Source organism: Ilumatobacter fluminis (assembly GCF_004364865.1).
Classification (GTDB): Bacteria; Actinomycetota; Acidimicrobiia; order Acidimicrobiales; family Ilumatobacteraceae; genus Ilumatobacter; species Ilumatobacter fluminis.
On the sequence record NZ_SOAU01000001.1, the window covers coordinates 4,703,167 to 4,722,274 of the forward strand.

Annotated in this window: 18 protein-coding genes and 1 tRNA gene; 7 read left to right on the forward strand and 12 right to left on the reverse strand. The window is 69.3% G+C overall.

The genetic code is table 11. The annotated features are described in order from the left end of the window. Positions 1-86: 86 nt before the first annotated feature. Positions 87-163, forward strand: a tRNA-Ile gene (locus BDK89_RS21195). A 73-nt stretch (positions 164-236) separates the two neighbouring features. On the opposite strand, the gene BDK89_RS21200 is transcribed toward BDK89_RS21195, so the two are convergent. Beyond that, positions 237-2,225: an aryl-sulfate sulfotransferase gene (locus tag BDK89_RS21200; protein ID WP_133870857.1), complete on the reverse strand. Its 1,989-nt coding sequence runs from the start codon at positions 2,223-2,225 to the stop codon at positions 237-239. Positions 2,226-2,327: 102 nt separating this feature from the next. Between BDK89_RS21200 and BDK89_RS22615 the strand changes: the two genes are divergently transcribed. Then, a complete protein-coding gene (locus tag BDK89_RS22615; protein WP_279586805.1) occupies positions 2,328-2,462 on the forward strand; it encodes a hypothetical protein in 135 nt (44 codons plus the stop codon). 27 nt (positions 2,463-2,489) lie between these two features. Next, positions 2,490-3,413: a saccharopine dehydrogenase family protein gene (locus tag BDK89_RS21205; protein WP_133870858.1), complete on the forward strand. Its 924-nt coding sequence runs from the start codon at positions 2,490-2,492 to the stop codon at positions 3,411-3,413. A gap of 103 nt (positions 3,414-3,516) precedes the next feature. Here BDK89_RS21205 and BDK89_RS21210 read toward each other — a convergent pair whose 3' ends face one another. The 8 genes from BDK89_RS21210 to BDK89_RS21245 form a co-directional block, all read right to left on the reverse strand. Further along, positions 3,517-5,364 carry a S9 family peptidase gene (locus BDK89_RS21210; protein ID WP_133870859.1) on the reverse strand — a complete coding sequence of 616 codons (1,848 nt, stop codon included), beginning with the start codon at positions 5,362-5,364 and terminating at the stop codon, positions 3,517-3,519. A gap of 798 nt (positions 5,365-6,162) precedes the next feature. After that, positions 6,163-6,669, reverse strand: a complete 507-nt coding sequence (locus BDK89_RS21215) for a DUF1003 domain-containing protein (RefSeq protein ID WP_133870860.1) — start codon at positions 6,667-6,669, stop codon at positions 6,163-6,165. Further along, the gene (locus tag BDK89_RS21220) at positions 6,666-7,946 is read right to left on the reverse strand and encodes a magnesium transporter MgtE N-terminal domain-containing protein (RefSeq protein WP_133870861.1); all 1,281 of its coding nucleotides are present in this window, start codon (positions 7,944-7,946) and stop codon (positions 6,666-6,668) included. Before BDK89_RS21220 ends, BDK89_RS21215 begins: the two co-directional genes overlap by 4 nt. A gap of 74 nt (positions 7,947-8,020) precedes the next feature. Then, complete coding sequence (locus BDK89_RS21225; protein WP_133870862.1) at positions 8,021-8,785, reverse strand: pyridoxamine 5'-phosphate oxidase family protein; 765 nt, start codon at positions 8,783-8,785, stop codon at positions 8,021-8,023. After that, on the reverse strand, positions 8,782-9,300 hold the full coding sequence (locus BDK89_RS21230) for an SRPBCC family protein (RefSeq protein ID WP_133870863.1): 519 nt from the start codon (positions 9,298-9,300) through the stop codon (positions 8,782-8,784). The genes BDK89_RS21225 and BDK89_RS21230 overlap by 4 nt, the downstream gene beginning before the upstream one ends. After that, positions 9,297-9,500 carry a hypothetical protein gene (locus BDK89_RS21235; protein WP_166657760.1) on the reverse strand — a complete coding sequence of 68 codons (204 nt, stop codon included), beginning with the start codon at positions 9,498-9,500 and terminating at the stop codon, positions 9,297-9,299. Before BDK89_RS21235 ends, BDK89_RS21230 begins: the two co-directional genes overlap by 4 nt. 31 nt (positions 9,501-9,531) lie before the next feature. Continuing rightward, positions 9,532-11,052 (reverse strand): SDR family oxidoreductase, encoded by a 1,521-nt coding sequence (locus BDK89_RS21240; RefSeq protein WP_133870865.1) that lies wholly within the window; start codon positions 11,050-11,052, stop codon positions 9,532-9,534. Beyond that, positions 11,049-12,305 (reverse strand): MFS transporter, encoded by a 1,257-nt coding sequence (locus tag BDK89_RS21245; protein ID WP_133870866.1) that lies wholly within the window; start codon positions 12,303-12,305, stop codon positions 11,049-11,051. The genes BDK89_RS21240 and BDK89_RS21245 overlap by 4 nt, the downstream gene beginning before the upstream one ends. A gap of 285 nt (positions 12,306-12,590) precedes the next feature. Between BDK89_RS21245 and BDK89_RS21250 the strand changes: the two genes are divergently transcribed. Further along, positions 12,591-12,761 (forward strand): CsbD family protein, encoded by a 171-nt coding sequence (locus tag BDK89_RS21250; RefSeq protein WP_133870867.1) that lies wholly within the window; start codon positions 12,591-12,593, stop codon positions 12,759-12,761. Positions 12,762-12,900: 139 nt separating this feature from the next. On the opposite strand, the gene BDK89_RS21255 is transcribed toward BDK89_RS21250, so the two are convergent. Next, on the reverse strand, positions 12,901-14,949 hold the full coding sequence (locus tag BDK89_RS21255; RefSeq protein ID WP_133870868.1) for a molybdopterin-containing oxidoreductase family protein: 2,049 nt from the start codon (positions 14,947-14,949) through the stop codon (positions 12,901-12,903). Positions 14,950-15,080: 131 nt separating this feature from the next. Between BDK89_RS21255 and BDK89_RS21260 the strand changes: the two genes are divergently transcribed. The 3 genes from BDK89_RS21260 to BDK89_RS21270 are packed head-to-tail and all read left to right on the forward strand — an operon-like array spanning position 15,081 to position 17,178. Next, entirely contained in the window at positions 15,081-15,440 is a 360-nt protein-coding gene (locus tag BDK89_RS21260; protein WP_133870869.1) for a hypothetical protein, read from the forward strand. A 32-nt stretch (positions 15,441-15,472) separates the two neighbouring features. Beyond that, on the forward strand, positions 15,473-15,847 hold the full coding sequence (locus tag BDK89_RS21265) for a hypothetical protein (RefSeq protein ID WP_133870870.1): 375 nt from the start codon (positions 15,473-15,475) through the stop codon (positions 15,845-15,847). Next, complete coding sequence (locus BDK89_RS21270; protein ID WP_133870871.1) at positions 15,847-17,178, forward strand: dihydrolipoyl dehydrogenase family protein; 1,332 nt, start codon at positions 15,847-15,849, stop codon at positions 17,176-17,178. The genes BDK89_RS21265 and BDK89_RS21270 overlap by 1 nt, the downstream gene beginning before the upstream one ends. A gap of 27 nt (positions 17,179-17,205) precedes the next feature. Here BDK89_RS21270 and BDK89_RS21275 read toward each other — a convergent pair whose 3' ends face one another. Together BDK89_RS21275 and BDK89_RS21280 are read right to left on the reverse strand one after the other, a co-directional pair. Further along, positions 17,206-17,508 carry an STAS domain-containing protein gene (locus BDK89_RS21275; protein WP_133870872.1) on the reverse strand — a complete coding sequence of 101 codons (303 nt, stop codon included), beginning with the start codon at positions 17,506-17,508 and terminating at the stop codon, positions 17,206-17,208. After that, positions 17,505-19,079 carry a PP2C family protein-serine/threonine phosphatase gene (locus BDK89_RS21280; protein ID WP_133870873.1) on the reverse strand — a complete coding sequence of 525 codons (1,575 nt, stop codon included), beginning with the start codon at positions 19,077-19,079 and terminating at the stop codon, positions 17,505-17,507. The genes BDK89_RS21275 and BDK89_RS21280 overlap by 4 nt, the downstream gene beginning before the upstream one ends. Between the last annotated feature and the right edge of the window lie 29 nt (positions 19,080-19,108).

The window sequence follows — 19,108 nt, forward strand, 5'->3', positions numbered from 1 at the left end:
CGCGGGCGCATCGAACCTGGTCAGGCGGGTCGAGCGAATCAGGTGGTCGCAATTGCGATTCGGGGCGATAGCCTCGCATCCCTGCCGGGGCTATAGCTCAGTCGGTTAGAGCGCCGCCCTGATAAGGCGGAGGTCCCTGGTTCGATTCCAGGTAGCCCCACCACCCGGTCCGAGGCGCCCAGCAGGGCGCCTCGTGTCGCGTCCGGACCCAGGTCGAGACGCCAGGACGGGAGTGGTCAGGCCTCGTCGGCCCACTGGTCGCCGACGTAGAACGACTCGATCTTCTCGCTGCGGTAGACCGTATGGCCCTGCACCGGGTCGCTGTCGAACTGCCAGACGATGTCGCCCTCGTTCTCGCCGCCCTTGACGACCTCGACGACGAGCGCCCGCAGCGGGAAGTCGGGCTGCGGCGGGAACGGTCCGATGCCGCCGTGGGTGATCAGCACGTTCCCGTTGGCGAGGATGTCGGCGTCGCTGATGAAGGCGGTGTACACCGGCGAACCGTCCTCCTCGAAGTCGATGTGTTCCCACACCTGCGTCGCCGACCACTCGGCGGGATCGTCGCTCGAATCGTCGACCGAGTAGACCGCCGCCCGGCTGTACGTCGGGTTCTCCGGGTCGTCGACGGCCGTGCCCGGACGGGCGTTGCCGTTGTCGTAGAAGATGTAGTCGCCGTTGTCCATCAGCTCCACGGCGTGCTGATGGTACGGCAGGTCGCCGTCGAGCGGGATCGTGCCGCCGGCGCCGATGATCCACCGGAGCTGCGACTGCGGACCCTCCTCGTCGAGGTGGTCGAGGGCGATGATCTGATCGGTGTGGCGGGCCGAGATCACGATCGCATCACGAGTCTCGTCGTAGATGACCGAGTTGGCATGGGTCCAGTCACGGTTGATCGACGTCGCGAACAAGCCGCCGTCGAGGAAGCACATGTCGGAACCGGGCACCTCGACGATGTCGACGACGTCCCACAGGTCCCAGGTGCGCAGCACCTCGCCCTCGGGCGTGAACTCGACGATGACGTCGCTGACCGCCTTGAACTCGAGCTCGTCGCCCGGGCAGACCGCCTCCCGCTGTTCGGGCGTCAGGTCGTGTACGGCCGCCGACAGCCCCAGCAGGTTGCCGTTGTCGAGCGCTCGCACCTCGTGGTGGAACGACTGCAGATCGGTCCACGGCGCCTCGACCGTGATCGGCTCGGCGTCGCCCGGGTTGCCGTCGGGCAGGGCACCGGGCGTGGTCACGCCGACGCCGGCGACGACGTTCGGTCGCCAGTGCCCGATCACGTTGCCGAGCACGTCGAACTCACGGGCGCCGAACGGGCCGTAGTGCGAATGGAAGGTGCCGTCGGCGGTCTGCTCGACACCGCCGAGGCCCTGGTTCGTGTAGTACCAGACGATCTCGCCGCGCTCGTCGTAGACGATGCCGAGGTTCGTCGGATACGGCGCAGCACTGACGCCGGTGCCGTCGTCGCTCGCCGCATCGTCATCGGCCTCGCCGTCGGTCTCGTCAGCCCCGTCATCGTCGACGCCGTCCTCGTCAGCGGTGTCGTCGGTCGCATCGTCCCCAGCCGCGTCATCCGTGTCGTCGGTCGCGTCGTCGTCCGTCGTCGTGGTCTGGGGGCGGTTGGGGCTCGACTCGACATAGATGAAGCCGGGTGACACACGCTCGGGGTCGCTGACCACGGTGTGGTTCGGCATCCATTCCGGCAACGGCGGCGTGTCGAACACCAACGGCTCGGGGGTGTCGAGCGTCAGCTCCTCGCCGTCGACCATGGCGTGGACCGTCACGTCGTACGACCGATCGCTGTACAGGCCGACGAGCGGCAGCGCGAACGTCGTGTCGCTGGCGGCGGTGTACGGGGTCGACATCTCGTGGTCGTCCGCAACGGCGACGAGCCGGATCTGGGCGGGTGCGGCGAGATCGACGGTCACCTCGGCCGCGAGTGGTGCGAACTCGGCCGGTGCCAGCGCGGCGGCGGTCACTGCCACGTCGTCGGACTCGTCGTCGGACCCGTCGTCGGCCGGCGCGGTGGTGTCGGCTGGCGCGGTGTCCGTCGCTGCACCGGACTCGTCGTCGCCGGCGTCGGTCGTCTCGCTCGCCTCCGTCGTGTCGGTCGACTCGGCCTCGGTCGGATCGGGTGCATCGGTCGAGTCGACCTCGTCGTCACCTCCGGAGCAGGCGGCGAGGGCGATCAAGGGCACGACGGCGAACAGACGCAACGAACGCATCCGGACATTCTGGCCGCTCCCGCGCGCCGTGTCCCAGACCCCACCCTGTTCGTTCGTTCGCTCCTCCTAGGATGCTGCGATGGTCGTCGACGAGGTGGGTTCGTGAAGCTGCTGCGCCGAATCGTGGGCGCCCTCGTGATCGCCGGCGTCGCGGCGGGCGGCATCCGGATCAAGGGCACCGGCGGTGTCCCGCCGCAACACGGCGGTTGGCGTCCACTCGAGTTGCCCCAAGAGTGATGACCACCGACCCATGACCATCGCGCGATGACCACTGTTCATATCGTCGGCCGCGGCATCGTCGGCACGCGGCTCCGCCGCCTGCTCGACACCGGCCCGGTCATGCTGCACGACGGGTACTGGCCCGACATCTCGGGCACCTCGCCCGGCGACGTGGTCGTGCTCGCCCACGGCGGATCGGTCGCCGAGCGGGTTCGTCGCCTGGCGGCGCGCGGGCTGCACGTCGTCACCGTCGGCGACGCGCTCCCCGACACGATCTCGCTCCTCGACGATCCGCCCGAGCACCAGGGCACGAGCATCGTCCTCGGTGCCGCGTTGTCACCGGGCCTGTCGGGGCTGATCGCTCGTCACCTCGCCAACCAGATGGCGTCGGTCGACGAGATCCACGTCGCGATCCACGGCACCGCCGGCCCGGCGTGCGCACGCGTGCACCACCGTTCGCTCAGCGGCCTCTCGCCGGGCTTCCGTGACGGCGAGTGGATCGACTTCGTCGGGGGCAGCGGACGCGAGCTCTGCTGGTTCCCCGAACCGATCGGTGCCAAGGACTGCTACCGCGCCCGAATCTCGTCGCCGTACGTGTTGCAGCACGCCTTCGACGACGTGTCGCGCATCTCGGCTCGACGCTCGGCACGTCGCCGCGACCGGTTCACGGCGTGGCTGCCGATGCTCCGCCCACCGCACCCCGAAGGTGGCGTCGGTGGTCTCCGCGTCGAGGTGCGGGGCGCCGACGAACGTGGCGCCCGCGTCGTCGCGATCGCCGGCATCGCCGAACTCGTCGGCACCGCTGCTGCGGCGACGGCTGCCGCGTTCGTGACCGGGCTGCTCGACGGCCTGCTCCACGAGGGCATCGTCGTCGCCGGCGACGCCGAACTCCCGACGGTCGAGCTCCTCGCCCGTGTCGAGTCCGCCGGGGTCCGTCTCCAGGAGTTCACCGGCATACCGCAACGCTGATCGGAACGGTTCCACCCCAGAAGGGGTCAGGCACCTTCTGGCGTTCGCCGTCGGGGAGGGTGCAGGGTCCCTGCCAGAAGGTGCCTGACCCCTTCTGGTATCGCTACAGGCCGAGGATGCGTCGGTAGAAGGCGAGCTCGGCGTTCATCTGGTGCACGATCGTCTCGGCTCGCCGGAAGCCGTGGCCTTCACCTTCGTAGGCGTGGTACTCGCACTCGACCTGCTTCGCACGCAGGGCGTCGACGATCATCTCGCTCTGATTGGGTGGCACGACCTTGTCGTCGAGACCCTGGAACACGACGAGCGGTGTCTCGAACCGGTCGAGGTGGTGGATCGGTGACCGCTCCTCGTACACGTCACGTGCCTCCGGCCACGGTCCGATGAGTCGGTCGGTGTAGCGGGCCTCGAACTTGTGGGTGTCGGCGGCGAGCACCGACAGGTCGGCGATGCCGTACGAGCAGGCGCCTGCTGCGAACACGTCGCTCGTGGCGAGACACGCGAGCACCGTGAAGCCGCCGGCCGAACCACCGCGGATGACGACCCGGTCGCCGTCGACCCGGCCCTGGTCGGCGAGGAAGGTCGCCGCGGCGATGCAGTCCTCGACGTCGACCACCCCCCAGTTCCCGTCGAGCATGTTGCGGAACTCGGTGCCGTACCCGGTCGAGCCGCGATGATCGACGTCGACGACGGCGAACCCCCGCGTCGTCCAGAACTGGGTTGCGAGCGAGAACCACGGGCGGGCACACGAGGTCGGTCCGCCGTGGATCATCACCACGAGCGGCGGACGGTCGTCGACGGGTGCGTCGGTGTCGGCGTTCGCCGGCGCGTAGAACCAGCCGTACGCCGTCGCCCCGCCGGCGGTCGGGAACGCGATCTGCTCGGGCGTCGACGCATCGCCGTCGCGCAGCGGGGTGTCGGGTGCTGCGACCACGTCGACCGACTCACCCGACGTGACGTCGAAGCGGGTGATGGTCGACGGTCGATCCGACCACCGGACGATGGCCGTCAACGTGCCGTCGCCGGGCGCGAGTTGCTCGAGGGCTGCCGCTCCGGTGTCGATCGGTTCGCCGTCGACGACGAGGCGGCCACCGGTCGCCCACACGCGCCGCCCGTCCGGCAGCACCGCGTGGTCGCGGAGCCCGAAGATCCATGCCGGCCCGCCGACCTCGTCGGGACCGGACGACACGGCGTGTTCTCCGTCGGCGTCGACTCGCCACAGGTTCCACACCCCGTCCCGGTCACCGATGACGACGTCGCCGTCGGGTTGCATGAACGATGATCCCGTCGCGATCCGGCGCGGCGTGCCGGTCGTGCCGTGCTGCGGGTCGAACGAGCACTCCATCAGGTCGGTGTCGTTCCACGGCATGTTCGGGTGGTTCCAGGCGACGAACCGGATCCGGTCGGCCGCGACGAACCGGGGCGACATCACGAAGTCGTGTTCGCCGTGGATCACGTGCGGAACGCCGGGTGTGCGAGCCGGGAGCGCGACGACCCGGTTGACGACGTGGTGCGGGTCGTCGGTGTCGTGCACCTCCTGCACAGCGACGAGCCAATGACCGTCGGGCGACGGCCGCAGGTCGGCGTAGCGCACCGAGCGCGGCTGCTCGAGTTCGGGGGTGAGCGGAATCGGTTCGCCGCCGTCGAGGTCGACGTACCAGATCCGCTGCTCGTCCCAATCGACGAACCACGCCGTGTTCGACTCGACCCACGCCGCGCCGCCGCCGTACTCGTGCACCCCGCTGCGCACGTTGAACGGCGGGTCGAGCAGATCACGGGTCGTACCGTCGGCATCGGCGACGACGAGCGTCTGGCGGCCACCCTCGCTCGGCCGCCCCTCGTGCCACACCGTGCGATCGCCGTCGACCCAGACGTCGATCAGCTTGGTGACCCCACTGGTCAGATGCTCGGGCGAAATCGGCGACGGCCACGTGCCGTACGGAAGCGTGCTCACCCCACCATCGTGCCAGCCGAACCCATCCGGGTGGGGTTCTCGGTGGCTGTGGTCCGGTTCCCCGGACGTGAGCCCCCGAGAACCCGGGTGTCCTGCGAAGTCCGAGGTTCTCGGTTGATCTGGTTGCGGTCTGCGCAACGAGAGCCCCCGAGATCGTGGGTGTCTGAGGTCGGCGGGGTTCTGGGTGGCTGTGGTCCGGTTTGTCGGACGTGAGCCGCCGAGATCGTGGGTGTCCTGGTGGGTTCGGGGTTCTGGGTGGGGTCGGTTCTCGATGCCGGACTGGGTTCACCGGAGCGGTGCGCCGAGGCGGCTGGTTGCTTCGGAGCACGGCATCTCGAGCGCGCATCGGTCTGACCCTGTCGGGTGAGGTTCTCGGTTGATCTGGTTGCGGTCTGCGCAACGAGAGCCCCCGAGAACTCGGGTGTCGGGGTGGGTTCGGGGTTCTGGGTGGGGTCGGTTCTCGATGCCGGACTGGGTTCACCGGAGCGGTGCGCCGAGGCGGCTGGTTGCTTCGGAGCACGGCATCTCGAGCGCGCATCGATCTGACCCTGTCGGGTGGGGTTCTCGGTGGCTGTGGTCCGGTTCCCCGGACGTGAGCCGCCGAGAAGTTGGTGCTGCGTGTGCGTTCGCGCACCGATCCCGGGTCAGGTGATCGCCGGTAACGGCTCGTTCCTCGCCGTCACCTCTGACACCTGACCCGAGAGAGTGTGACAGCTGATCCGGGGTGGCCTGGGCGTGGTCGGGGGTGGCGTGACACCTGACCCGGAGGGCCCGGCCGCTGGTCCGGTGGGGCGGGGGTCAGGGGGATTCGGGTTGGAGGTCGTCGAGGCGGGCGGTGAGTTCGTCGATGGCTTTCGTGAGGCCTTCGAGCTGGTCGCGCAGCTCCTCACCCGTCACCACGTCGGCAAGTGCCAACCGCACGCCGGCGATCTCGCGGGCGAGGAACTCGGTGTCGGCCTGGGTCCGCTCGGCGACCTCACGGTCGTGCTCGGCGGCGACCCGGTCGCGCCGCTCCTGACGGTTCTGCGCCAACAGGATCAGCGGAGCCGCATACGACGCCTGCAGCGACAACACCAAGGTGAGCAGCACGAGGCCGCGATCCCACGGGTCGAACTGGTACTCCTCGGGCGGGATGATGTTGAGCGCCAGCCAGACGACGATGATGCCGGTCTGCCACACCAGGAACCGAGCGGTGCCGAGATACCGGGCGATCGACTCGCTGAACTGGCCGAACGTCTCCGGGTCGTACGAGACGTCGAACCGGCTCCGCTGGCGCGGCTGGCTGAGATCGCCCCGACGCTTCACGGTGCGTCTCCCGCCGGCGCGTCGGCGACACCCTGCAGTTCGGCGACGGCGCCGTCCTGACGACGGTGCCGGAGTCGCCACCCCGACCCGAGCATGCGGTCGACGACGTCGTCGACCGACACGGCGCCGAGCAGGTGGTGCGCCTCGTCGACGACGGCGATCGCCATCATGTCGTACGAGGCGAACTCCTCGAACACGGCGCGGTCGATGATGTCGGGGCGCACGGTCGGGACGTCGCGGGCGAGGCAGTGTCGGAGCTCGGTGCTCGGCTGCTCGCGCAACAGACGCTGCATGAACACGACACCGAGGAAACGACCGGTCGGCGCCTTGAACGGTGGCTGTGTGATGAAGACCTGACCGGCGATGCTCGGCGTCCAGTCGGGGTCGCGGATCTCGGCGAGCGCGTGGGCGACCGTGTCGGTCGGGCCGAGGATGATGATCTCGGGCGTCATCATGCCGCCCGCGGTCCCCTCCTCGTACGACAGGAGGCGGGTCAGGACCTCGACCTCTTCTTCGTCCATGGCCTCGAGCACGGCTTCGCGCTGGTGCTGCGGCATCTCACCGAGCAGGTCGGCGAGGTCGTCGTACTCCATCTCGTCGAGCACGCCGACGATGCGTTCGAGGTCGAGGCCCTCGATGAGTCGGAGCTGTTCCTTCTCGGGCAGCTCCTCGAGCACGTCGGCGAGTCGCTCGTCGTCCATCGACGCAGCGAGCTGGCGGCGTTGGGTCAGCGGCATCGCCCGCACGATGTGGGCGACGTCGGACGGGTGCATGTCGCGCAGGCGGGCGGCCTCGGCGGCCATCGCCGACGACCCGGCGAACAACTGGACGACGTCGCGCCAGTCGACGAGGCGATAGCTCGGCCGCCGGCGCAGCACGCTGCGCTTGGCGACACGCACCTTCGACACGTTCCACCAACGCGACCGGCTGTCGTGGGCCTCTTCGAGACCGACGTCGCTGACGTACTCGTGGTCGGGCAGCGGATGGTCGATGATCTGTTCGCCGATCAGGGTCTCGCCGGGCCGCTTCTTGAACGGGTTGAGGTCGATGTCCCAGCTGCGGAGCCGGACGCCGTCGACGTTCATCTCCGCGATCCGGGCCGAGTGCACGAAGATGCGTCGTCGCTGACTCGTCGCGACGAACCCGACGACGCGCGGCGGTTGCCCGGGCCGTCCGGCGACGGTGACGATGTCGGCGACCTTGCCGATCTCGGAGCCGCCGGCGTCGAGAAGGGGAAGCCGCATGATCCGATAGGCGTAGATCAACTCGGCGGCCATGCGTCGCAGGCTACTCGTCGCCCGTGCCGCCGACCCGGCTGCCTCGCCCGTACGAGCCCGGTGTCACTGTGTCGTCACGCGGCGTTCGCTGCGGCGTGACCGAATCGTCGCGTCTCGGTCTCGAACCCCGTCCACGTCGTGATCGACTCGGCAACGACGTCGGTGGTGGTGTTGCCGTGCTCGAGACCGGGGTCGACTCGCCCGCGGATCAGGACGCCGCGCTGGTCGACCGGACTGCCGGGGTCGTGGTCGAGCAGGGCGGTGTCGAGCATGACGGCGACGCCTGCTCCGGCATCGATCGGACGGGACGTCGCAGCCAGCCCGAGTCGATCGCCGTCGAACCATCCGGGCACGGCAATGGGGCGTCGGCCGTCGGAGAACCCGGCGATGCACGGCACTCCGTCGACCGGACGTGAGTCGGGGTCGACCGCTCGTTCGACGATGGTTTCCTCGATCGCGACGATGACGCGTTGATGGGGTGCCCAGGCGCTCGGGATCTCCGACACGTTGCCGAGATAGCCGGCGACGTCGCGGGCGTAGCTCGTGAGGAGGTGGAGTGCGGCGGGTGCCGCGGCCAGTGAGGCGGCCGGCCGACGAGCGAACGACGCCGGGTCGGTGGGATCGAGCACGGTGACGTCGCCGGTGGCGGTCGTCCATCCGGGTCCGGCGGCGACGGTGATCGAGGCGACCGGGTCGCGGCGCATCATCGTGACCTTGGCGGCGTGTCGGGACGTCGCGAACCACCATCGCCCGGCCATGCGGACGGCCGCGACGGGAGTGGTGTGGGGTGGCGAGCCGTTCGAGCCGAGCACGGTCACGGCACCGAAGCGCGTCGTCATCCGACGACCTCGGCCCCGTCGACGCGATGCTCCACCCAGTCGGCGCCGTCGATCCCCAACCGTTCGTAGAGTCGCTCGGCGAACGCGTCGCCGGTCCGGCGCATCGTGGTCGCCATGACCTTCTCGACGGCGCGTCGGCTGAACTTGGGCAGCGGGAGGTCGGCGCACAGGGTGATGTCGATGTCGAGTCGTGTCGACGTGGGTGACAGTTCGGTCAGGTCGTACGTGCCGTGCGCACCGGCCAGTTCGTTGGTGCCGGCCGGTGGCTCGTGCACGTACTCCATCCGGGCCGGGGCGTCGAGCACCATCCGTTCGGTGAACGACGGGGCGACGGTGACCCCGAGCGCCGAGATGCCCTTGAGCTGCCAGGTCCACAGGTCGCCGGCCGGCTCGATCGTGTCGATCAGCGGCGTGAGTTCGGCGAGTGCCGCCGGGTCGGAGACGATCGCCCAGATGTCGTCGCGTGATGCGGGTACGACCGCGGTCGACACGTCTCGGCTCGTGAACGTCGTCATGCCGCAACCTCGCGCCGATCGGGCCCGACGTGAGATCGGGGTCGCTTCCCACGCCGCGCCGTCTTGGCGGCAGCAGCGAACGATCCGAGCACGAGGATGCCGAGGACCCGGTTCCACGGGTTGGGCGTGCTGCCCCCGGCCAGGTCGGCGGTGTCGTCCGAGGGGGTGCTCCGGCTCCCGGCGTCAGGCGTCATGCTCATTCCGGTTCCCCACAACGCAGGGAGCGAAACGTCAACCGGCGAGTGCCGTGTCGGGTTCGTGTCGCCCCTCGGCGGCGAGTGCTTCGACGCGCTCGGCCTCGCGACCGATCCGGCGCAGCATCACCGGGAACAGCACGGCGTGCACCGGCCACAGCGGCCACCAGTAGAGACGACCGAACAAGCCGCGCGGCACGTATCGCGCCTTCTGTTCGATGCAGGTGCAGCCACCGGGCCGCTCGTGCATCGTCCATTCGAGCCAGGCCTCGCCAGGCACCTTCATCTCGGCTCGGAGCCGGAACAGCTCGGGCTCCATGGCATCGACGCGCCAGAAGTCGAGCGCTTCGCCGACGGTGATGTCGTCGGGGTGTCGACGGCCGCGGCGCAGCCCGACGCCGCCGACGATCTTGTCGAGTGCGCCTCGGATCGCCCAGAGGAACGCAAAGCCGTACCAGCCCCGGTCGCCACCGACGCCCTGCACAGTGCGCAGTGCGGTGGCGGGCGATGCCTGCACCTCGGTGTGGGTCACGTACTCGTACACCGTGCCGCCCGCCCAGTCGGGGTCCCACGGTCGGGGCCGGCCCGCTCGTTCCTCGGCGGTGACGCCCGACCAGCGGGTCGGGATCTCGAGGTCCTGGATCGCCGAGATGGCCGTCTCGATCGCGGCGCGTGCCGTGAGAGGGATGTGCGTGCTCACCGTGAACGCGCTGTCATCGGTGACGACGACGTCGTTGCGCAGGCTGTCGATCAGCGACTTCGCGAGCTGGCGGGGGAGTGGGCTGACGAGGTTGACCCAGTGGGTCGACAGGCGTGGCGTCACGAACGGCACCGGGATGATCCTGCGACGGGGGAGTCCGGCAACCTTGGCGTACAGGTCGATCAGCTCGCGGTAGGTGAGCTGGTCGGGGCCGCCGATCTCGACGATGTCGTGGGGCTCGTCGCCCGGACCACGCTCGATCGCCTTGCGGAGATAGCGCAGCGCATCGCCGATCGCGATCGGCTGCACCACGGTCGTGGTGACCCAGGTCGGCGCGATCATGGCCGGCAGCACCTCGGTCAGACTGCGCAGCATCTCGAACGACGCCGAACCGGCACCGAGGATGATGGCGGCACGAAGCTCGGTGACGGCGACATCGCCTCGGGCGAGTTCGACACCGACCTCGTGGCGTGAACGGAGGTGCGGCGAGAGATCTTCTCGGTCGTCGCCGAGCCCGCTCATGTACACGATGTGATCGACACCAGCCGCCTCGGCGGCTTCACGAACGTTCGACGCAGAGCGCAACTCGGTGCGCTCGAAGTCGTCCTCGTCGAGCGAGTGGACGAGGTAGACGACGGTGTCGACACCATCGAACGCGTCTCCGAGCGAGTCGGGATCGGTGAGGTCGCCTTGCACGGGCTCGACGTCGTCGGTCCACGGCAAGCCGGTCGGCGGGGTGCGCACCAGACAGCGAACGGTGTGATCGTGTGCGAGGAGTTCGGGGACGAGGCGGCCGCCGACGTAACCCGTGGCACCGAGCACCAGCACGACGGGCGCGCGATCAGGGGGGGTCGTCATGACCCGGGTGTTCCCTCGTTGCCGGCGCCCGAAACGGCGACGGCGGCCGGCTTCGTCGACGTCGGCGCGACCGGCCGAAGGGCTGCCCAGACACAGACGCAGCCGGCGGCGACCATGGCGATGGCGAGGGTCGTCGGGGTGCCCCACCGGTCGGCGGTGATGCCGGCGACGGTGATGGCGACGACATGGGTGATGTTCTGCGTGCCGGCGGCGACGGTCATCGCCGCGGAGCGTCCCGCCTGGGGTAGTCGTTCGCCGACCACCTGGTTGGTCGGCACGGCGATCGCGTCGACCATGCCGGAGACCGCGTAGGCAGCGAAGGCGGCGACCGGCCACGAGGCAACGGTGAACAGGGCGCCCGACGCGGCGGCCACGACCAAGCCGCGCCACGCCGTCGCTCGAAGCAGCTCCTCGTGCGTGCCGTCCGACGGTGCGAACACGACGGCGATCAGTGACCCGATCGCGATGATCGCAGCGAGGGCGCCGATCCAGGTCTCGGAGATCTCGACGTCGGCGGCGAACGGGACGACGAGCGTCTCGGGCAGGACGGAGAACATGTTGGTGCCGGCGAACAGCAGCAGAGCACGACCGCACACGGGGTCGGTTCGCCAGATCGCCAGGCCGGAACGCACGCCCGCCCAGCCCACCGGGCTGGTCGAGTTCGGTTGCGCCGCAGCCGTTCGCCTCAATGAGGCGACGAACACGGCGGACACGAGGAAGGTGACGGCGTTGAGGGCGAGTGCCGGACGTGCTCCGACCGTTGCGACGAGCACGCCACCGGCGGCGTATCCGGCGAGCACCTCGACCTGGGTCAACACGCCGAACAGCGCCAGTGCCTTGGGGTACGTCTCGTCGTCGCACACGTCGACGAGTGCGGCGGCGCGTGCGCCGGCGAACGGTGGCACGCACAGACCGGCGGCGAACGCGGCGGCGAGCAGGATCGGTACCGACGTCGTGAACGCCATCAGGAAGAAGAGGACGGCCCGCGCGAGATCGGAGACGATCATGACCGTCGTCCGGCCGTACCGGTCGGCGAGGGTCGCCAGCATCTGACCCGGCCCGATCCATGGCAGGAGGGCAACGACGGTGACGGCGGCCGCCCACGCGGCCGATTGCGATCGGTCGTAGACGACGACGGTGAGTGCCAGCCGTCCGGCCCAATCGCCGAGGCCCGACACCAGATGCGCGCCAGCGAGCGAGCGAGGCGCCGGCTGACGCAGCGGTTCGACGAGGCGATGGATGCGTTGGTTCATGCGTTGGTTCACGGAACGAGCACGAGGATCACGAATTGTCACGCAGTGTGAATCCCGCCCCACTCAACGCGCACCGGCACTGTAGCGCGCCCGGCAGGGGGGTGTTGGCGGGTGCGAAGTGACCTCCCTGCTGCCCCGACACGGCGCCTCGGCGAGTGCATCGGGCCGTGTCGCCCGACCGGGTGAACCGTGGCGACGACAGCCCCGAACGAGTCCCGAACGAGTTTCGTTCGAGCCTCGGCGGGTACCAAACGGCATCCGTCCACCACGAAAGGAACGACGCTGATGAGTGGAGAATTCGACCAGGCGAAGGGCCGTGCCAAGCAGGCCGTCGGTGACCTCACCGACGACAAGGAACTGCAGGCCGAGGGTCAGGCCGACGAGACGAGCGGCAAGATCAAGGACAAGTTCGACGATGCCGTCGACGCCGTCCGCGACAAGCTCGATCGCGACTGACGTCCACGACTGCTGACCTCGTTCGCGTCGCGGTCCGACGCGACGAACGCGGGAGTGCCGGGCTCTTCGGGGCCCGGCACGTTCGCGTCCGAACCCGGGCGCCGACGTCGACGACCGGGCTTCGAAGGGCCGGAGCGGGTCAGAGCGCTTCGACCTGGACCAGCGTGTCGCTGTACGCCACGCCACCGCCCCAGTCGGTCAGCGTGTCGTTCGTCAAGCTGTTCGCGACCTTGCCATCGGGGTGCTGATGGCGCCACCAACCCCACGGGATCGAGGCGAGACCCGGGCGAAGTCGTCCGGTGATCTTCACCGGCAGTTCGAGTGACGCACGGTCGTTGAACACGCGTGCCGCGTCGCCGTCGGCCAGCCCTCGCGCCGCAGCGTCGGCAGCGTCGAGCTCGACGAACGGCGCGCCCTCCGCCGGTCCGTGCTTGGGGAGGTGGGAGTAGCCCGAGTTCAGGAATCGGGTGTGGTGTTTCGGGGTCATCAACTGCAGCGGGAAGCGTTGCGCCGCCTCGCCCTGCGGCCCCTCCGTCGGCGGGACGAACGTCGGCACCCGTGGTTGGCCCATCTCGACGAGCCGGTCGGACGCGAACTCGACCCTGCCGGACTCGGTGGGGAATCCGCCCTCCGCCCACGGCCGACCGTCGTCGGGGAAGGGCACTCGCATCCAGCCGTCGCGCCGGAGCGCGTCGAGGTCGACCGACGGGAGCGACTGTGTGAGCAGGGTGATGTCGTCCTCGAACAGCGACGGTTCGTCGAGACCCATCGCACCCGCGATCCGGCGGAAGCACTCGGTGTTGCTGACTGCCTCACCGAGCGGCTCGATCGCCGGCTCGTTCCATCCCATCCAGAGATGACCCCATGCCAGCGTCACGTCGAGCGACTCGATCTGGGTCGTCGCGGGCAGCACGATGTCGGCGTAGCGCGCCGTGTCGGTGACGAACTGCTCGTGCACGACGGTGAACAGGTCGTCGCGCTCCATCCCGGCGCGTACCGACTCGGCGTTGGGCACGATCACGAGCGGGTTCGAGTTCCACACGATCATCGCCCGCACCGGGTCGTCGGTGTCGAGTAAGGCTTCGCCCAGGCGACTCATGTTGACCGTGCGCGGCTCGCGGCCGGCGAGCAGATCGGGGCGGTGGAGCGCGGCTTCGTCGACGAGATCGTCCTGGAAGCAACCGACGCTCCGCATCAGCCCGCCGCCACGCTCGCGCCACGATCCGATCAGCGCCGGCAGACACGCGATCGTGCGGTAGAACATCGCACCGTTCTCGTGGTGCTCGGCACCGATCAACGAGCGAATCGCGGCGGGTCGGACGGTTGCGTAGTCGCGAGCGAGTTGCTCGATGACGGCGGCGTCGACGCCGCACTGGCCGGCCGCCCACGCGGGCGTCGCATCGGCGACGGCCAGCGCAAGCTCGTCGAAACCGGTCGTGTGGGCGTCGACCCACTCGCGGTCGACGAGGTCGTCGCGGATGATGACGTGCATCATCGCCAACATCATGGCGATGTCGGTGCCCGGCAGCGGCTGGATGAAACGATCGGCTGCCTCTGCGGTCAGCGTCCGGATCGGGTCGACGACGACGAGTTCGGCGCCCGCCGCGCGAGCTCGCTCGATCACGGGCCACAGGTGTCGGTTGGTCAGCCGGGTGTTGGTCGCCCACAGGATGATCAGTTTCGAGTGCTCGAGGTCGAGCGCGTCGGCACCGTGGCCGGTCCCGTTCGTCATCGACATGCCGGCCCCGACGGTCGGTCCGCAGATGTTGCGCTCGAGACGGCAGGCGCCGAGCTGGTTGAAGAACCGTTCGGAGATGCCCTGTGTGGCGAGCAGGCTCTGGTTGCCGGCGTCGCTGAACGGGAGCACGGCGTCACCGCCGTGCTCGGCGACCACGCGACCCAGCCGGTCGGCGATGTCGGCGAGCGCCTCGTCCCACGAGATCTGCTCGAACTCACCGCTGCCCTTGGGGCCGGTGCGCCGGAGCGGGTGGAGCACGCGATCGGGGGAGTAGACGCGGTCGAGGAAGCGGTTGACCTTCGGGCAGAGCTCGCCGTACGAGTACGGGTGATCGGGGTTGCCGCGCATCTTCACGGCGACCGGTGTCGGCTCGGTGTCGTCGACCGTGACCGTCCAGCCGCACGAGTCGGGACAGTCGTGATGGCAGGTGCCGTTCACCGTGAGGGTCATGCGGTCAAGCGTACGTGGCGGCCGCCGGACGATCGGCTTCGGTTGCCGTCCGAGGATTGTCGACCGGCCCGCTGGGTTCGTCGACCGGCCCGCTGGGTTTGTCGACACGGTCACCCGGGTACGCGATCACCATGTTCACGACATTGGCGGCGTTCTCACGCACTGCTCGCAAGCTCATCTTCCCGCTGGGCCGCACCGCGATCGCGCTGCTGGTCTGGCTCAACCGTCACACACTCATGCTGTGGTTCCGCTCGGTGCGAGACGAGATTCAGCAGAACGGTTTCGACCCCGAGCGGCTCCGGTATCTCGCCCAAGGGTTGTGGGCGATCGCCAACGATCGACGCACCGCGAACGCCGAGGCGTTGAAGACCCTGTGGGTCCGAGCCGACCGGTACGAGTTCGCCGCCCACGACGACTGGGCGGGTCGCGACGCCGTCGAGGAACTGCTCGGCCCGATCGGCCCGCACGAGACCACCGTCACCGCTGCCTGAGTCGGCAGCGGCCCAATCTCCAGGAGGACACGATGTCCGATCCCGACCGAACCATCGTCGACGACACGCCGAGCGCCCCCACCGGTGCCGGTGTTCCGTCCGACAACACCACCCTGACCGCCGTGCTCGACGAGCTGGAGGCCGACGGCTTCACCAGCTCGTTCGTCGTCCGCCCCGACGCGAACCTGATGTGCACGACCTGCCGTGAGGTCACCCCTGCGTCCCGCATCGAGCCGTCGCAGACCCGCCGCCTCGAAGGCGCGTCCGACCCCGCCGACGAACTCTGGGTCGTCGCCGCAGCGTGCCCGAACTGTGGCGCGCACGGCTCGGTCGTCCTGGGCTTCGGACCCGAGGCGTCGGCTGACGACGCCCTGGTCGTGGCGGCGCTCGACGTCGAACCCGACTGATGTCGCGGCGTCGACGGAGCGTCGACATCGCGGTCATCGGCGCCGGGTCGGCGACGACCGCCTTCGTCGACGCACTGGTGGGCGACCCATCGGTCGTCGTGTTCGAACCCGCCCTCGTCGGCGGTGAGTGCCCGTTCGACGCCTGTATTCCGAGCAAGGGATTGCTCCACGACGGCTCGCGAGGCCGGTCGTGGGCCACTGCGTCAGACCGCCGACGATCGTTGGTCGCCCACCGGGACGACGACGCTCACGCCGAGGCGCTCCTCGAGTCCGGCGACGTCGAACTCGTCCGAGAACACGCTGCGTTCGTCGACGAGCACCGTGTCGAATCCGAGTCGATCGTGGTCGACGCCGCCCATGTCGTGATCGCGACGGGCGCCGTTCCCATCGCGCCCGACATCGAATGCCTCGACGAGGTGGGTGACCGTGTGTGGACGAGCGCCGACGCGCTCCGCGCGAGTGAACGCCCTGATCGACTCGTCATCGCCGGCGGTGGCGTCATCGGCTGCGAGTTGTCGCGTCTGTTCGCGTCGTTCGGGAGTGCCGTGACCGTCCTCGAACCGAACGAGCACCTGATGGAGACGCTGCACCCCGACGTGATCGCCGCGGTCGAGCAGACCGTCCGCGACCCGGGCGTCGACCTCAGGCTCCGAGCGCGCCCGGTGTCGATCGCCCGTCACGGCGACGGCGTGGCGATCGCGGTCGCCGACGGCAGCGAGGTGCGGGCCGACCGGTTCGTGCTCGCCGCCGGCAAACGTCCTCGTCTGGACGGACTCGGACTCCAGTCGCTCGGGCTCGACCCGCAGCTGAAGCTCCCGGTCGACCGAACCGGCCGCGTCCGATGTGCAGGTTCGATCTGGGCGATGGGCGATGTCGTCGGTGAGGCGCAGTACACCCATGCGGCGAACCATCACGGGCGTGTCGTCGCCGATCAGATCACCGGTGCCGGTGGGCGTCGCTTCGACGACGTGGTCGACGCGGCGTGCATGTTCATCGACCCACCGCTGATGACGGTCGGACCGAGCTACGCCGACACCACCGACGACCGAGACGTCGTGTGGTCGGTGGTCGACGTCGCCGAACGGGCACCTCGGGCGGCGACGGATGAAGGGTGCGGCACGCTGGCCGTGGCGGCGCGGCGTTCGACCGGTCGCCTCGTCGCCGCGCACGGCATCGGGCCCTCGTTCGACGAGTTGGTCCACGCGATCGTCGTGGCGATCGACGGTGAGGTGCCGGTGGCCCGGTTGCTCGAATCGATGTTCCCGTTCCCGACGATGGCCGACGCGTTCGTGGCGGCGCTCACCGAACTGCAGGCGCAGCTGTCGTCGTGACGCGCCGGCGGAGTCGCCGGCGAACGATCAGGCTTCGACGACGAGATAGTCGTCGACGCCGCTGATCTCGAGGAGTCGACGAACGGCTGCCGAGGGCGTGGCGAGCGTCAACGAACCGCCGGCTTCCTGCAGCCGCTGGTGCGCGTCGATGAGCACCCGGAGCCCGCTCGAGTCGACGAACTCGACACCGGACAGGTCGAGTCGCACCGTCGGTGCCGCAGCGTCGATGGCGGCGGCCAGGGTGGGAGCGGTGTGTGCGTCGATCTCGCCCACGGCACGGAGTCCGTGGTCGGACGTCTCGATCGTCAAGAGGTCCTCGGGCTGGGTCATGGCGTGATCGTACCGTTTCTGTGGTCGTCGGACGCTGCTGCGTCGTCATTCTGGTTGTTCGTGGTGTCGGCGACCGGTGCGCGGCGAACTGCGATCGCCGTCAGATCGTCGGATCGATCGCCGACGCGGAAGGCTTCGGTCGCGTCCTGGATCTGCGCGAGCAACTCGACCGGATCGGTCGTGGAGAGACAGGTCGCCAGACGTTCGTCTCCGAACCGCTCTCGATCCGCACCGATCGTGTCGGTCAGGCCGTCGGTGTGGGTAAGCAGGGTCCAGCCGGCCGGCAGCTCGGCCTCGTAGGTCGACCACGTCGCCGCAAAGGCGCCGACCAGCGGCCCCGACCCGTCGAGCACCAGGCGCTCGTCGCCGTCGGTCAGGATCGGAGCAGGATGTCCGGCGTTGGCGTACGTGAGGTGGCCGGTGTCGAGGTCGATGACGACCACCGACGCCGTGAGGAGATCGGCACGCTCGTCTTTCAACATCTCTCGTGACAACCAGTCGAGCGACGCACCGGGCGACAACCGCGTGCGGAGCGCGGCGCGGAGCTGCGACTTGGCCTTCAGCGCGTTGAGGGCCGCCGACGCGCCGTGGCCGGTAACGTCGATCAGGACGATGTAGAGGTGGGCGGCGTCGAGGAGGCCGATGTCGAAGCAATCGCCGGCGACGACGCCCTCGGCCGGGACGAGCAAGGTGTGCGCCGCCCAGCCGTCGGGCATCTCACCGATCTCGTCGGCGAGTTCGGAGCGCACCTGAATCGCCAACACGGCGCTCTGCTCGATGCCGCGTAGTGCCGCTACGGCGTCGTCGCGTGCCGAGCGCAGCGAGCGCTGCAGCTGCCCGACGGCGTCGCTGACGTCTTGCAGTTCGGGAGCGTCGAAGGCCGGCAGCGGCGCGGTGTCGTCATGGCTCAGCGCCCGTGCGGCATCGCCGATCCGGGTGAGGGGCCGGAGCACCCAGCGTCGGAACAGCGATGCGGCGAGCGCAGTGCCGAGGATCGCGGCGAGGGCGCTGAGGAACAGCACGCCGATGACGTTGCGTTGGATCTGTCGAGCGCGTTCGGCGAGCTCGTCGACATGGATGACGACTGCGGCGTCGAGTGCGTCGAGTGCGTCTCGCACCTGGTCGAAGCGCTGTTGGGCGAACTCGTCGTCGGGTGCGGCCTCGATGTCGGCGAGGATCGGCTCCGCGACGTCGTTCCGCCATTGCTCACCGGTGTCGACGGCGATGTCGACCAGCGCCACGAAGTCGGGCAGGTCGAGATCGCGTTCGAGCAGCCGGGAGACGATGTCGGTCTGGATCGTCGCTCCCTCGTAGTACGGCTCGAGAAAGCCGTCGTCGGCGGTGAGGAGGTAGCCACGGATGCCGGTCTCCTGGTCGCTGAGCGACAGGCTGAGCTCGGCAACATCGGCCACGGCCGCCCGCGCCTCTCCGCGTGCGTCGAGCGTCCGATCCCATTGGCGGATCATCAACGCCGACAAGCCGACGGCCACGAGCACCATCACCAGGAACACCACGGCGATGATGCCGAGTCGGGTACGGAGCGACGTCCGACGAGCAGGGTCGCGCTGCATAGTCGACGTGAGGATACTTGTCGCCCGTC

What these genes read in the sequence shown, in the direction of transcription:
- BDK89_RS21200 (WP_133870857.1), bottom strand. Translation starts at nt 2,225, where the DNA reads ATGCGTTCGTTGCGTCTGTTCGCCGTCGTGCCCTTGATCGCCCTCGCC.
- BDK89_RS21205 (WP_133870858.1), top strand. Translation starts at nt 2,490, where the DNA reads ATGACCACTGTTCATATCGTCGGCCGCGGCATCGTCGGCACGCGGCTC.
- BDK89_RS21220 (WP_133870861.1), bottom strand. Translation starts at nt 7,946, where the DNA reads ATGGCCGCCGAGTTGATCTACGCCTATCGGATCATGCGGCTTCCCCTT.
- BDK89_RS21225 (WP_133870862.1), bottom strand. Translation starts at nt 8,785, where the DNA reads ATGACGACGCGCTTCGGTGCCGTGACCGTGCTCGGCTCGAACGGCTCG.
- BDK89_RS21230 (WP_133870863.1), bottom strand. Translation starts at nt 9,300, where the DNA reads ATGACGACGTTCACGAGCCGAGACGTGTCGACCGCGGTCGTACCCGCA.
- BDK89_RS21235 (WP_166657760.1), bottom strand. Translation starts at nt 9,500, where the DNA reads ATGAGCATGACGCCTGACGCCGGGAGCCGGAGCACCCCCTCGGACGAC.
- BDK89_RS21240 (WP_133870865.1), bottom strand. Translation starts at nt 11,052, where the DNA reads ATGACGACCCCCCCTGATCGCGCGCCCGTCGTGCTGGTGCTCGGTGCC.
- BDK89_RS21245 (WP_133870866.1), bottom strand. Translation starts at nt 12,305, where the DNA reads ATGAACCAACGCATCCATCGCCTCGTCGAACCGCTGCGTCAGCCGGCG.
- BDK89_RS21250 (WP_133870867.1), top strand. Translation starts at nt 12,591, where the DNA reads ATGAGTGGAGAATTCGACCAGGCGAAGGGCCGTGCCAAGCAGGCCGTC.
- BDK89_RS21255 (WP_133870868.1), bottom strand. Translation starts at nt 14,949, where the DNA reads ATGACCCTCACGGTGAACGGCACCTGCCATCACGACTGTCCCGACTCG.
- BDK89_RS21260 (WP_133870869.1), top strand. Translation starts at nt 15,081, where the DNA reads ATGTTCACGACATTGGCGGCGTTCTCACGCACTGCTCGCAAGCTCATC.
- BDK89_RS21265 (WP_133870870.1), top strand. Translation starts at nt 15,473, where the DNA reads ATGTCCGATCCCGACCGAACCATCGTCGACGACACGCCGAGCGCCCCC.
- BDK89_RS21270 (WP_133870871.1), top strand. Translation starts at nt 15,847, where the DNA reads ATGTCGCGGCGTCGACGGAGCGTCGACATCGCGGTCATCGGCGCCGGG.
- BDK89_RS21275 (WP_133870872.1), bottom strand. Translation starts at nt 17,508, where the DNA reads ATGACCCAGCCCGAGGACCTCTTGACGATCGAGACGTCCGACCACGGA.
- BDK89_RS21280 (WP_133870873.1), bottom strand. Translation starts at nt 19,079, where the DNA reads ATGCAGCGCGACCCTGCTCGTCGGACGTCGCTCCGTACCCGACTCGGC.